Below are 14,290 nucleotides of genomic sequence, written 5' to 3'. Positions count from 1 at the left end.
GAAAAGCTAAGTGTCGAGCTGCCATAACCGGCCGGCCTCGGGGTGAACCTGTTCTGGATAGGGGATGGTCGTACCGGGAAGACTGGTTGCCGCCGCCCCATAAGCTACGGCGGTGGTTAGTGCATCTTGGTAGCTATCACCGCGTTCGCGGGACATAACGTAGCCGGCCAAAGCACAGTCTCCAGCACCGACCGTCGACTGAGCGACTATCGAGGGGGAGGTAGCAGCGAAACAACCGCCTGACTTCACTGAAAGCACCGCCCCTGCTTCGCCGAGAGTGGCCAGGACTTCGGAAACGCCAAGCTCGTTCAGCGCACGAGCAGCCTGCGCTACGGGAAGATAGTTCCCTTCGGCTGCAGCGGCCTCAAGTTCTTCGCCGTCCTGATCAATGATTTGACCAAGTTCGTAGGCGTTCGGCTTCATCAAGAAAGGTCGCACCTTTGGAAATGCGCGAACGACCTCAGTCAGTGGGCCGTCGCTCGTATCCATAGCAACACGAATATTCGGGTTGACCGAATACACCGCCTCGGTGCATTGAACGTAAAAATCCCTGGGGACACCAGGGGGCAATGAACCTGCGAAAACTACCCACGTGGCGTGTTTAGCATGGTGGATAAGTTTCTCCAGGACACGCCTACGGTGCGCTTTCGTCAATGTCATGCCAGGGGAATTGAGCTTGGTGGTCGTCCCATCTGGCTCTGCGAGTGTGAGATTAACGCGGGCTTCGTTAGTCGTGTTGATGGCTTCATGAGGTATGCCAGAGACTTCCAACAGGCGCGTGAATTTTCCGGAGTCCGATGCCGGGTAGAGCGCGAGCGTCTTTTCTCCGGCGTAGTGCAACGCCTTGGACACATTAATTCCCTTGCCACCAGCCATGTCCTCAGCCATTGGTAGACGGAACACGCCACCTCGCTTGAGCTCCGTATCGAGTCGAGCAAGTCGATCGATTGACGGATTTACAGTCAAGGTCAGGATCATGAAGCAACCACAACCTCGACACCTTGCTCCCTGAGGTCATTGACGAACTGTTCCGGGGCAGAGGAATCTGTAATCACGACGTCGATATCTTCCAATGCTGCAAAGCTGACGAGGAAGTCGCGGCCAAGTTTCGTCGAGTCCGCCATAACGATGACCTTGCGCGCATTCGTAATCATCGCGCGCTTTACCGCCGCTTCCTGTGGATCAGCAGTAGAAAGACCGTGGTCAATTGTCAAGGCATTAGAACCAATGAAAGCGACATCGGCACGCATAACCGCGAGAGTGCGGAGTGCCGTATCGCCAGCAACCGCCTGAGTAATGACGCGAACTTGGCCGCCAAGGAGTTGAAGCTCAATGCGGTTCGATCCTGCGAGTGTGATGGCGTTGGGAAGAGAGTTTGTGACAACCGACCAACGGCGGTTATCAGGGGAGTGGACCATCAGCTCTGCAAGAGCCTCGGTGGTAGTTCCAGCATCGAGAAAAATTCCACCACCAGAGTCAGGCAGAAAATCCGCAGCACAGCGGGCAATAGAGAGCTTCGCGTCCTTTTGCGCGTTCTTTCGAGCGGCAACTGAAAACTCAACAGTCTGAAAAGAACGAGTAGCCACAGCGCCACCGTGTACGCGGTGAACTGCGCCCTCTGCATCCAACTGAGCTAGGTCACGGCGAATCGTCTCTGCTGTGACATCGAAAGCTTCCGCAAGATCAGCGACCGTCACGCGCCCTTCGACTGCTGTCAAAGACGCAATCTTCCGGCGGCGTTCCTCTGCGTACATTCCCCGCTCCTTAGCTGTTAAGAAATCTCAGCTTTACTATCTGTTCCCAGTATGCCCGTTTATGTCTGTTTCGGGCAACGAAAATGTGGGAAATTAGAGGCTGCGTAGGACGCTGACAATCTTGCCGAGGATCTTGGCGTGCTCCGCGGGGAGTGGGTCAAAGGCGCGATTATGGGGCATGAGCCACTTGCCAGCAGCGTCTTCGTGCCATTCCTTGACTGTTGCTTCATCTTCAAACAGGGCTGCAACAAAATCTCCCTGTTCGACCACGTCTTGGGAACGGACTACCACCCAGTCTCCGTCGAGAATGCCCGCGTCAACCATGGAATCACCCACGACCTTGAGCAGGTATAGCTGACCAGAGCCCGTAATCTCCATCGGAAGTGCCATGTGACTTTCCACATGCTGCTCCGCCAAAATAGGGTTGCCAGCCGCAATCTGTCCAACGATAGGAACGAAGATTGGCTCTGGCATGTCCTCTGGCATCTCGGGAGTTTGGGTGGTGCCAGTAGCCTTTGGCCCAGGCTTTACCGGAGTGAAAGTGCCAGCGGAGGACTTCGAATCCCTTACGTTTACCGCGCGGGGTTTGTGTGGGTCGCGGCGAAGAAAGCCCTTCTTCTCCAACTCCTTGAGTTGGTATGCCACCGACGAGGTGGAATTCAAGCCCACAGCATCCCCAATTTCTCGAATGCTCGGTGGGTATCCGCGAAGTACGACGGCATCCGAAATGACGTCAAGAATCCGACGCTGCCGATCGGTGAGTGTTTTAGGGTTCGCTTTCTTCTTTTGAGCCATGGAACATCCCTTCTCAAACTCTTTCGAATGAATCATAACTCAAAACTGTTCGAATCGTCGAGCATCGAACACCGTGCGTCTTTAAACTCTTTGGAAAAGATGTACATTATCCGTGCTCGGAGGCGGTGCCGATGTCGAAAATCGAAAATAAATCCGGATAGCAGTAGACAACGTTCGAACATGGTGTTATAAATCAAACATGACAAGTTACTCGAACAGTCGTTTGATGAAAAGGTCTAGACGGATTCTCCGCATCCGCCCTTGGACATAGTCTCCACAGCGTCGGGAAACGGTCGTACAACTCTTATTCTCTCCAGGCCGGCAACGGTGGGAGAGTCAACGTTGGAAAGGGAGAAAACATGATGTCTACGGTTTCAACCGCACTAGGTGTTAGCAGCACATCTGATATTGACTTTTCTCAAGTTTCTGAGCGCTCTGCTCGGACGACACGGAAAGCCCCGTTGGTGTGGGGTGAACGTAGTGCGTCTTGCACACAGCACATCGTTCGGCCCGGTCAGCGTGCACGTATTGCAGAGCGCAATCGAAATGGGGCTTCATCGGCGCGAATGCGGAGGGACAGGTCGCGGCCCAGTCATGTCTCGGTCAACTACGGGCGTCCGTCTCTATCCGTTAGCAGGGCGCAGCAGTCCAATCGTAGTGATGTATCCGAAGGCACTAACCTGACTCGCCTGATGGCGGTATGGGCTCTAGGGCTTGGTGCTTTCTTCGGAATTGTCGGCAGCATGGTCTTTGAACAAGGGCAAAATGAGGCAGTCGAAAGCACCTTTACGTCCACGTACGCTTCGTACTCCGCACAATAATCATTCCGGTTTCCTGCGTTGGGGTGGGACGTAGACTGGAGACTGTGTATTGCCAGTTTTGTCATCATGATCAGACACGAGTCTTGGACTCACGGTTAATAGATAACGGTATGGGGATTCGTCGCCGGAGAGAATGCCTGAATTGCGGTAAACGTTTTTCTACGATTGAACGCTCGCAGCTGATGGTCGTTAAACGGGATGGAATCCCTGAGGAGTTCAACCGTGAAAAGGTCATCCAGGGTGTTCGACGTGCGTGCCAGGGGCGCGAAGTATCAGAGTCTCAGCTGAAGAAACTTGCACAAAAAGTGGAGGAGAGCCTCCGCGAGAAAGGCACGCCCCGGGTGGACTCAAACGATATTGGCCTTGCCATCCTTGAGCCGCTCAAAGAACTGGACGAAGTTGGCTATCTCCGCTTCGCTTCGGTGTACAAGTCCTTTTCCTCCGCGGACGATTTCGCGCAAGAGATTGCCAGCATGCGGAAGGGGAAAGGGCCGCAGGCTAATGGCAACGAGGTAAAAAAGGACTAACGCAGTTTATCCACACGTTTCTTTACTCGAGTCAGGGATACGCTCTGGGCGGTACCCAAGCGTTGTGCGAAAAGGCTGACACGCAGTTCTTGGATGAGCCACTGAATATCCCGTACCTCCGCGGAATTCGAACGTGCCTTAGGTAGCTGCTGAAGCTTTGCCGCCAAGTATTCGCGGGCCTCAGTCACCTCATCCTCACGTTCAGCATCACGGTCCGGGTCACGGTTCATTTCCTCAAGCCGAATCTCCATCGCTTGGAGATAACGTGGCAAATGTCGTAGGTGCTGCCAACCGTGCCTTGCCACAGCGCCCTTAGGGAACATGAACTCCAGCTGGCGACGCATATCGTCAATGGCATCGCCTTCCCACTTGTTTAGCTGATTCACCACCGAGACATAACGAGGCATTGCCTGGGCAACGCCGACGACCAATTGGCGCACCTCTGAGGCGACTCCAGAACGAACGTGTTCGAGTAGTTTGTCGAATTCCTTCGGATCGCGGACCGGGCCACCGGCAGCCATCATACGGTCGCGAATCACTGCGACACGGCAGTCCTCGACAAGCCCATCGGCGCCCCCATGTGGCCATGCGTCCACGCCAACACGTTGCTGGAGTGGAAGCCCCTTAGTCATTTGTGCACCATTTACTGGGCAATCCCGCAATAGCATTGTCAAGTTTGTGGTCGCCAACGTCGCCTCAGCCTGAGCCTTAGTTGGTTTGACCTCAATGGCCACGCCATCCTTGGTGGTCACCAGCGTCGGATACATCGTGACGGACTGACCGTCGACAGTACTTTTGACCGTTTCTGAGACGGCGCCCAAGTTCTCTGAAGTCCACTTTTTCACAGCTTCGCGTGCTGCAGACTTCGAACGTTTCGACACAGCAGTTGAGACCGTCGGGGCATGCTTGTCTCGAAGCGCAGCAAGATCCCGGCTCTGATCGACGATCTTTCCATGGCGGTCAACCACTGCGTAGTTAAAGCGCAAGTGTGCTGGCAGTTTCGAAGGGGCAAAGTCTGCACCATTGATGCCCGAGCCTCCGAGTCGTCGTAAAGCATCGGCAAAAACATCGACGAAGCGGCCTGAGTACGGAGTCATCGTCTCCAGCGCGCGGCGTGCGAAATCCGGGGCGGGGACAACGGACTTCCGCAGTGCCTTCGGCAGAGTGCGAATGTAGGCTTCCGCGAGCTCAGCGCGAAGACCTGGTACCTGCCAGTCGAAGCCATCTTCACGCAGACCTGCAAGAAGAGGCACGGGGACACGGAGAGTCACACCGTCATCAGGGGCGCCCGGTTCGAATTTATAGGACAGAGAGAAATCGACCGAGCCCTGCTGCCACATTTCGGGGAAGGCGTTGTCGTCGATGTCGCCGGCTTCGGGGTTGAGCAGCTTATTGGGATCAAAGTCCAGTAGATTTGGCTGCTTGGGCTTAGTTTTCTTCCACCAGCGGTCAAAATTGGTGGCCGTGGTGATAGAGGCGGGCAGCTTGGAGTCGTAGAACGCGTAGAGCACGTCGTCATCGACGACAATGCCGCGGGAACGCTGCTTTTCCTCGATCTTCTCGGCTTCGGCAAGTTTGTCTTGATTGTTCTTAAAGAACTCGTGATGTGTGTTCCATTCGCCGTCGACAAGCGCAGAGCGAATGAAGATCGAGCGGGCGGCGTCGGCATTGACTCGGTGATAAGGCATCAAACGGTCAACCACCACGGGCACGCCGTAGAGCGTCGACTTCTGGTAAGCCATCGCTGCACCGCGCTTAGTAGACCAGTGAGGCTTTGAGTACTGGTGCTTGAGCAGATGAGGGGCTACCTTCTCTAGCCACTGCGGCTGAATCGTGCCGACGTTGCGCGCAAAAGTGCGCGAGGTCTCGACGATTTCCGCAGCCATCACCCAGCGAGGCGGCTTCTTTGCCAACGCGGACGAGGGGTGAATGAGGAACTTAGTGTTGCGGGTGCCAGTAAATTCCTTGCCCTCGCCCTCGCGCGTACCAATCATCGATAACAGACCCGGTAACAGTGACTTTGCCACCTCGTCGGGATTGTCGACACCGTTGGTTGAGCTGCGGGCCGAAAGATGCCAGCCCAGCTCGGCCGTTGCCTGGTGGAGCTGACGCACCAAGTCCTGCCACTCGCGAACGCGCAGATAGTGGAGGTACTCGCGCTTGCACATCTTGCGGAATTGGTTACCGCTAAGCTCGCGACGCTTTTCCTCCAGGTACTCCCAGAGCTTCAGTAGGGAGTTGAAGTCGCTGGTGGTGTCCTTAAAACGGGCATGTAGCTGATCTGCCTGAGCTTGGAACTCCAGTGGACGTTCGCGAACATCCTGCAGAGACAAAGCGGCGACAATGACGGTTACCGCCCCAAGAGTGGTGTTCTCGTACCCTTCGACCAGCATGCGGGCAAGACGCGGGTCGACTGGGATACGGGCAATTTGTCGGCCGATGTCCGTCAGCTCGGGGGCATCAGACCCCGACGTGGTGGTAATAGCCTGAAGCTCTGTGAGCAGGTTAATGCCATCGCGGATTGCTTTGTGCTCTGGTGGCTGGACAAAGGGGAAGTCCTCAATCGCGCCAAGCCGCAGTGAAATCATTTGCAGTACAACCGAAGCGAGATTGGTGCGCAGAATCTCCGGATCCGTAAACTCGGGGCGCGAGAGAAAATCCTCTTCGCTGTAGAGACGAATCGCCACACCATCAGCTACACGGCCACAGCGTCCAGAGCGCTGATTCGCGGATGCCTGGCTGATGTCCTCAACTGGCAGGCGCTGCACCTTCGTGCGGGTGGAGTAGCGGGAAATGCGTGCGGTACCAGTATCGACGACATACTCGATACCAGGGACCGTCAGCGACGTTTCCGCAATGTTGGTCGCCAGCACAATGCGACGCCCGGAATGCGGAGTGAAGATCCGATGCTGCTCTGCATTAGATAGCCGACCGAATAGTGGAACGGCTTCTACACCTTTCCAGTGTTTGCCCTCGATGGCTTCGGCAGCTTCTCGGATCTCTCGCTCACCCGAAAAGAACACCAGGATATCGCCGTCGCCAAGCCGCATCAGCTCTTCACACGCAGCGATTACACCATCGATCTGCTCGATGGCGACTTCCTTTTCCTGCCCATTCTTCGCAACAACGGTCCGCACCAGCGGGCGATAGCGGATTTCCACCGGGTAGGTGCGCCCTGACACCTCGATGATGGGCGCAGGGTGCTCGTCGTCAGGCGCGAAATGACGAGCGAACCGTTCCGGATCAATCGTCGCGGAAGTGATAATGATTTTCAGATCTGGACGCTGCGGCAGAATATGCTTTAAATATCCCAGCAGGAAGTCGATGTTGAGGCTGCGCTCGTGCGCCTCATCGATGATGATGGTGTCGTACTCGCGCAGCAGCCGGTCGCGGCCAATTTCGGCCAGCAGGATACCGTCGGTCATCAGTTTGATGCAGGTATCCTTGCCCACGCGATCGTCAAAACGCACTGCATAGCCGACGTGCTGTCCAATCTTTTCGCCCAGCTCATGAGCGATGCGCTCCGCGACGGAACGCGCCGCAATACGACGTGGCTGAGTGTGACCAATCTTGCCCCGCACGCCGCGTCCCAGTTCGAGGCATATCTTCGGGATCTGCGTAGTCTTACCAGAGCCAGTCTCACCAGCAATAATGACGACCTGGTTGTTTTCAATTGCCTCTGCAATGTCGTCGCGGCGCGCGGACACCGGCAACTGGGCAGGGTAGGTGATGCGAGGAATCGCTTTACGACGATCTTCTAACCGCTCCAGCGCAAAGTCGAGGTCTGCAGAGATTGCAGACAGCGCCTTCGGCGCGGATGCTCGCTTTAGCCGGCGTCGGAAGGACTGAGCCTCCCGAATCGGCAATTGATCAGCGAGCTGGTAGAGCTCCTTTTTACGCGTGTCCTTAGCAGGTTTGCCAGAGCGCTGTGGCCTGGCGGAATTGCGGTGGCCGGAGTGGTGGTTTCCCGACTGGGCACGTGGAGCTGGTTTATCAGAACGGCTAGGAGTACTCATGGTTGCCTACTAGATTAGCCGCGTCTGGGGAGACAACCCACATCTGTGCTGATTAAGAGGTGCTCGAGATAGTCCGATGGCAGCAGGGAGCGTCCTACTTTGCCGCCGCTAGCTCGTCGGCAACTTCCTTGCAGTCCTCGCGCCCACAGTGCTGTGTCTCGGTGTGCTTCCAGCAATCATCGCAAATAAGTACCTGACGACGGCAGGTATCTTCGTTGATGCAGTTCTGGAAGGTGTTTGTGGGCTTGCCGCAGTGGACGCAGTGCCCGAGCTGTACGTAGTCCTCGTCTTCGATGCCATCGCCAAACTCCATATGCATGCGCTTGTCGAAGACATAGAGAGAGCCTTCCCACAGCCCCTTATTGCCAAACTTTTCGCCGTAGCGCACAATACCGCCGTCGATTTGGTAGACCTCTTCGAAACCGCGGTTCTTCATAAGTGCGGAGAGGATCTCGCAGCGGATGCCGCCGGTGCAGTAGGAGATAACCGGCTTGTCCTTCATCCAGTCGTACTTACCGGATTCCAGTTCGTCGATGAAGTCGTGCGTGGTCTTTACGTCCGGGACGACAGCGTTTTTAAACTTGCCAATCTCGGCTTCCATTGCGTTGCGGCCATCGAAGAAGATGACATCGTCGCCGCGTTCCTCGACCAGTTTATTGACCTCTTCCGGCTTCAAATGTGTGCCGCCGCCAATGACACCATCGACATCGACTTTCAGCTCGCCCGGAGCCCCGAAAGCGACGATTTCGTCGCGAACCTTGACGGAGAGTTTTGGAAAGTCATCAGCGCCGCCTTCGCTCCACTTGAACTGCATGGAGTGAAAAGCGGGGTACTGCTTGGTTTTCTTGATGTACCTCTTGCAGGCATCGAGATCACCGCCGACGGTGCCATTGATGCCGTGCTCGGACACCAGAATGCGGCCCTTGAGCCCTAACGACTCGCAAAGATCACGCTGCCACAGCATGATGGCACGCGGATCGGACAGCGGGGCGAACTGGTAGTACAGAAGAATCTTGCTGATGCTCACGGGGACTATTCTAGTCTGCTCTCCCAGTTATCCTATTTTCGGTGTGAACTGCTGGTTTGGTTTAGTGCTTCTGATAGAGAGCCTTCTTCTGGTACTTAGGCTCCGAAGTAACTAGGACGCCGAGGTTGCGGAAAATTGTTTCGTCCACGCTGCCCAGAATGGTGGTGGTGTGGACATCGCAGTTTCGAAGGTTCTTCAGCTCGGCGAGGGCTGCGCGGGCATCGTCGCTGGTGGCCGCCGACACGGAAAGGGCGATAAGAACCTCGTCGGTATGCAAGCGGGGGTTGCGGCTGCCCAGGTGATGCGTCTTAAGCGTTTGGATTGGCTCGATGGCAGCAGGGGAGAGCAAGTGCAAGTCCGGGTCGATATTGGCGAGCTTCTTGAGAGCGTTGAGGAGCATTGCTGCTGAGCATCCGAGTAGTTCAGAAGTCTTGCCCGTGATGATTGTGCCATCGTGCAATTCGATTGCGCTGCCCGGTGCCCCGGTAGATTTCTCAACTTCAAGAGCTGGTGCGACGACTCGGCGGGCGGCTGTCGACACGTTGGCCTTGCTCATAATCATGGCAATGCGCTGTGAGACTTCGTCGTCTGCGCTGTTCTTGTGTTCGTCGACAAGAGCCTTGTAGTAACGGCGAACGATTTCCTGGTTGGATGCCTCTCGGCACACTTCGTCATCGTCAATACAGTAACCGGCCATATTGACGCCCATGTCGGTCGGTGACTTGTACGGCGACTCGCCTGCGAGCTTCTCCAACAGAGTGCGCAGCAGTGGGAAGACCTCGACATCGCGGTTATAGCTGGTGACCTTGGTGTCATAGGCGGCCAAATGAAAAGGGTCGATGAGATTGATGTCATCGAGATCAGCCGTTGCCGCCTCGTAGGCCAGATTTACCGGGTGTTCGAGCGCCAGGTTCCAGATAGGGAAGGTCTCAAATTTTGCGTAACCGGAACGAATTCCGTGTTTGTGATCGTGGTAAATCTGCGATAGACAGGTCGCCAGCTTTCCAGAGCCCGGGCCCGGCGCTGTAACAACGACCAAGTCCCGCGTCGTTTGCGCCCATTCATTCAGCCCGAAGCCGGCTTCACTGACGATTTTCTCCGTGTTTGTCGGGTAGCCCTCGATATTGCGATGGCGGATGACGCTCAATCCGAGTCGCTGTAGGCGCTCAATGAAGTTCTTTGCCAGGGTGTTGTCGTCGGAAAGCTGCGTGACGACGACGCTGTCGACTAGAAATCCGCGTTCCCGAAAGACATCGACGAGGCGCAGCACATCGTCTTCGTAAGTGATGTCGAGGTCAGCGCGGACCTTGTGGCGCTCCAGATCCTTGGCATTGATGCACACCATGATTTCCAGATCGTCTTTGAGGCGATCGAGCATAGCGATTTTATTGTCAGGCGTGAAGCCGGGGAGCACGCGCGAGGCATGCATGTCATCAAATAGCTTGCCGCCCATTTCGAGATAGAGCTTGCCGCCTTCACCTGCGATGTCTGCGCGCCGCTTCTTAATATGAACGGATTGCATTTCGATGTACTTTTCGCGGTTAAAACCGACAGCCTGAGCCATGGTGCCCTTTCTGAAGTTGTGTCTGCGGGGGAGCGCGCTAAAGCTTGCGAAATTCTACTGTGTCCATGGTAGTGATACCGCCTTACGAATGTCGTATCGGTTACTGCTGTCGCGGGGGGAATTTTGGAAACTTTGGCTTATTAGGCCACGCGTAGGGGATTGTCTGATTAAAGTCCAACATATTGATATTCAAAAAGAAATATGAAGAGGATGTGACATGCTTGATCCCCAGATGGCATCATCGTCGAATTCGGCAGAACCAACCGCACGCGCCCCGTACCAAGTGGGCAGGCGAGGCTTCCTCGTCGGAGCAACTGCCGTGTCAGCTGCGAGTATGATGCCTGCCGTAAATGGTGCATCAAAGGCAAACGCCGCTCCTGCAAACGGGGCTTCTGCCGCCGCGGGGAATTCGACCACCAATTTGAATGTCGGTCGAGGAATGGCTGACATGACAGGTGAGCCACTTGGCGCTGGCATGAACGGGTATGCGGTCATGGACCAGACCACCTCGGGTCTGCGTCTTCGCCAGATGGCGCGTGCATTCATCTTCGGTGATGACGACGACAACCGTGTCGTCCATGTCACCGCAGATATGGGGCTCATGTTCCAGTCCATCCAGATGGAAGTTCTGCGGCGACTGCGAGCTCTCTTCGGAGACCTCTACCACGAGGGCAACGTGCTTATCTGCGCATCTCATACGCATGTCGCGCCGGGTGGTACATCGGGCCATCTTATGGTGGACCTGACTACTCTCGGATTCCGTCCCGTCACTTTCGAAGCTGTGGTCGTTGGTGTGGTCAAGGCGATTGAACGTGCACACGCTGATTACCAGCCGTCGACTATCCACCTGACCAAGGGGCTTGCCCAGGATGCGGGTGTCAACCGCTCCCTGGAGGCATTTAAGCGTAACCCTGAAGAAGAACTGCGTCGCTTCCCCGACGGAGTCAACCCGGAAAGCCATACACTGCACGTGAGTCGCGGTGGCCGCGAAGTCGGATTCATTAACTGGTATGGAATTCATCCGACCACCTTCGGCCCCGAGCACACCATCATCGACGGCGACAACAAGGGCTACGCAGCATGGAAGGTCGAGGTCGACCGCGGGGTTACCCACCGTGAGCCGGCCGATGCCCCCTTTGTCGCCGCATTTACCATGTCGTGCCCGGGTGACATCAGCCCGAACATGGGGCTCGTGCCAAATTCGGGTCCCGGCAACGGAGACGAAGCAGAGTCCGCCCGCATTCTCGGTCAGCGTCAGATTGACGCTACCCAAGGCCAGACCATTGCACTGCCAGGAGGCGGGATCTCCACCGTCCACAAGTGGGTCAACCTCGGCGATGTCGACATCGATGGCCAATTCACGCCCGATGGCCAGCCACACCGCACTGGACCTGCAATCCTCGGTGCGGCCTTCGCAGCCAGTAGCCAGGAGGACGGCGGCGGCGAACCGGCCCTAGGTTTCAACGAGGGTCAGCGTGGAGGCACACCGTGGGTACGTCAGCTCAATAACGTCGTACTCCCGAAGAATATCGGGGAGATTCAGGGTGAGAAAGAGTGCCTGCTGCCAGTGGGCTACATCGATGGTCTTCTCCAGCAGACCCATATGTTCTCCATCACCCGCATCGGTGGCTTCACCTTGATCACCAACGGCCTTGAACCCACCACGATGTCGGGTTACCGCATGCGTCAGCACGTCGCCGAAGTCCTCGGCGTTCCAATCGACACTGTCATCTGCCAGGGCTACACCAACAGCTATGGACACTACGTCGTTACCCCAGAGGAATACGATCAGCAGGACTACGAGGGCGGCGCGACGGCTTTCGGCAAGTACACGCTCAGTGCGATGATCTCCATCTATCACGATCTCGCCCACGCGCTTGCCGACGGCATGGCTGTCGACCCGGGTAGTGCTGCAGGTGATCTCACTGGCATCATCCCGCCGTCGCCAGCAGGAGGAAAGATTATCGATTCCGCACCAATGGGCAAGAATTTTGGTGACGTGCTCGAATCGACTGCAAGCGTCACGGTAGGGCAGAAGGCCGTTGCCCAATTCGTCGCGGCAAATCCGAATAACGACTTGCGACTGGAAGACGGCTACCTACTTATCAAGAATGACCGCGGTGAGATCGTTTCTGACGACTGGGACCAGGCAACTGTCATTGAGTTTGCCAAGGACGGTATTCATACCACCGCCAAGGTCACTTGGGAGACCGGAGGAGTCGCGCCGGGCAAGTATGACATCATCGTGCGTGGTAGCGCGTTGGGTGCCGGTGATTCGCTGAACCCATTCGAGGGAGTCGCCGCGGTGGAGCTCGTGTAAGAACGTCCAATTAAATACGTCCATGCGCACAATGTGACTTATACTTCGGCCTTTAAAATCTCGTCAAGGCCTTGTCTCACGTATAGTCCGTTGTGCGCATTATTTGTATGTATACGTCAATTTGGCAGGAGCAATTTGCTTCATGAATACCTCAAACGATCCATATAGCAACAACGATCCTTACGGTGACGGCAGCCGGGACAATGAGTCCAATAACTATGACTCCCAGAGTCACGGTTTTCCCAACAATGGTTCGCAGGATTACAACCCTTACGGGTTCGATTCGGACGCACAACATGGCCCGCGTGGACCAGAGGATTCGCCACAGTGGAATCAGGCTTACGGCCGTGAACAGGCTTATGGCGAAATTCCTTCTTATGGAACTGGCGAGTCTCGCGATAGTTATGCCGGGCAACCCCATGGTGCGGACTCGAGCTACTGGCAGCAACCGGCAGGTGGGAATCCTGCAGCCGGCGCGCTTGCTCCAGGTGTCAACATGCCAGGTGGCGATGAGCCGCCGGTGAAGCCTGTGGCACAGGGGTCGACGAAGGTCGACATTGGACGTGCCTTTTCCGCGGCGTTTCGTAGTCTAAACAGCAATTTTGCTTCCTGGCTTGGCATCATGCTGACGTTCTTCGCCGTACTAGTTGCCCTGATTGTTGGCGCAGCGGCAATTCTCTTTGCATCTGGTGACTTCGATCCGGACTTTGAGCCGAACTATCCAGGCGATGTTCCGTTTGAGGATCTAGGGTCGATGTTCGCGACTCTCGGCGCGATGGCACTGCTATTTGCGGTGGGCATGTTCGCGATGCAGGCATTCATGCTGCGCGGTGCGTTCGAAGCTGTCGACGGGCGAGTGCCGAGCTACGGTACTTTCTTCCGTGTAAACCGGTGGGGATCTCTTATCGGTGCCTACATTGTCACGTTCCTGGTGGGGCTGCTCGCCATGCTTCCGGGGATGGCACTCTTCATCGCTGGAGCATCCCTGTCTGCCAACGGCAGTGAAGCTGCAGCTGCGATGATTCCCATCGGCTACCTGTTGGTATTTGTGCTGTCCATCTTCATCATGCCAATCACAGCGACTATGCCGCTTCTTGTTTTTGATGGTCGAGCAACAGCACTTGAGGCTCCGGTCGTCGCATGGCGCTTGGTGAAGCCTCAGTATTGGACGATGCTCGTTGCATTCATTCTGACGTCGATTGTTTCTTCCGCAGGTGCAATGCTCTTCTATATCGGTATGTTGTACACAGTCCCGCTTGCTCTCCTAGTGCAAGTACACATCTACCGTCAGCTCATCGGTGGCCGGCGGGTTATCAATGAAGCCCAGGAGAATCCGGGTTATTACCCGCCACAGCAGTAGCCAAAAACGAACAAGAAAAAGCGCCCAAGGAACCGGTACAAATTGGTTCCTTGGGCGCTATTTCGTCAGCAGGTAATTCTGCGGGGGAGCGTTCGGCTATCAAAAG

Annotated in this window: 9 protein-coding genes; 3 read left to right on the top strand and 6 right to left on the bottom strand. The window is 55.9% G+C overall.

The genetic code is table 11. The features are described 5' to 3' along the window. Nucleotides 1-6 precede the first annotated feature (6 nt). The 3 genes from QKE19_RS00125 to lexA form a co-directional block, all read right to left on the bottom strand. The gene (locus tag QKE19_RS00125; protein ID WP_016422627.1) at nucleotides 7-978 is read right to left on the bottom strand and encodes a 1-phosphofructokinase family hexose kinase; all 972 of its coding nucleotides are present in this window, start codon (nucleotides 976-978) and stop codon (nucleotides 7-9) included. Continuing rightward, nucleotides 975-1,754: a DeoR/GlpR family DNA-binding transcription regulator gene (locus tag QKE19_RS00120; protein WP_016422628.1), complete on the bottom strand. Its 780-nt coding sequence runs from the start codon at nucleotides 1,752-1,754 to the stop codon at nucleotides 975-977. Before QKE19_RS00120 ends, QKE19_RS00125 begins: the two co-directional genes overlap by 4 nt. 93 nt (nucleotides 1,755-1,847) lie before the next feature. Further along, nucleotides 1,848-2,549, bottom strand: a complete 702-nt coding sequence (gene lexA / locus QKE19_RS00115) for a transcriptional repressor LexA (RefSeq protein ID WP_016422629.1) — start codon at nucleotides 2,547-2,549, stop codon at nucleotides 1,848-1,850. Nucleotides 2,550-3,414: 865 nt separating this feature from the next. Here lexA and nrdR point away from each other — a divergent pair. Next, nucleotides 3,415-3,897 (top strand): transcriptional regulator NrdR, encoded by a 483-nt coding sequence (nrdR, locus tag QKE19_RS00110; protein ID WP_049189643.1) that lies wholly within the window; start codon nucleotides 3,415-3,417, stop codon nucleotides 3,895-3,897. Here nrdR and hrpA read toward each other — a convergent pair. From hrpA to QKE19_RS00095, 3 genes are all read right to left on the bottom strand, one after another. Continuing rightward, a complete protein-coding gene (gene hrpA / locus QKE19_RS00105; RefSeq protein WP_347890057.1) occupies nucleotides 3,894-7,913 on the bottom strand; it encodes an ATP-dependent RNA helicase HrpA in 4,020 nt (1,339 codons plus the stop codon). The two genes, nrdR and hrpA, sit on opposite strands and share 4 nt — an antisense overlap. A 94-nt stretch (nucleotides 7,914-8,007) precedes the next feature. Beyond that, a complete protein-coding gene (locus QKE19_RS00100; protein WP_347890056.1) occupies nucleotides 8,008-8,940 on the bottom strand; it encodes a rhodanese-related sulfurtransferase in 933 nt (310 codons plus the stop codon). A gap of 61 nt (nucleotides 8,941-9,001) precedes the next feature. Further along, nucleotides 9,002-10,504 carry a DUF1846 domain-containing protein gene (locus QKE19_RS00095; protein WP_147719061.1) on the bottom strand — a complete coding sequence of 501 codons (1,503 nt, stop codon included), beginning with the start codon at nucleotides 10,502-10,504 and terminating at the stop codon, nucleotides 9,002-9,004. Nucleotides 10,505-10,721: 217 nt separating this feature from the next. On the opposite strand from QKE19_RS00095, the gene QKE19_RS00090 reads away from it, so the two are divergent. Both QKE19_RS00090 and QKE19_RS00085 read left to right on the top strand, forming a co-directional pair. Then, the gene (locus QKE19_RS00090) at nucleotides 10,722-12,824 is read left to right on the top strand and encodes a neutral/alkaline non-lysosomal ceramidase N-terminal domain-containing protein (protein WP_049189740.1); all 2,103 of its coding nucleotides are present in this window, start codon (nucleotides 10,722-10,724) and stop codon (nucleotides 12,822-12,824) included. Nucleotides 12,825-12,966: 142 nt separating this feature from the next. Continuing rightward, nucleotides 12,967-14,184 carry a hypothetical protein gene (locus QKE19_RS00085; protein ID WP_049189739.1) on the top strand — a complete coding sequence of 406 codons (1,218 nt, stop codon included), beginning with the start codon at nucleotides 12,967-12,969 and terminating at the stop codon, nucleotides 14,182-14,184. The last annotated feature ends 106 nt before the right edge of the window (nucleotides 14,185-14,290 follow it).

Source organism: Corynebacterium sp. c8Ua_99 (assembly GCF_039907185.1).
GTDB classification, from domain to species: Bacteria; Actinomycetota; Actinomycetes; order Mycobacteriales; family Mycobacteriaceae; genus Corynebacterium; species Corynebacterium jeikeium_D.
The sequence above is the reverse complement of the archived record's forward strand: the minus strand, read 5'-3'. Positions and strand labels throughout refer to the sequence as shown.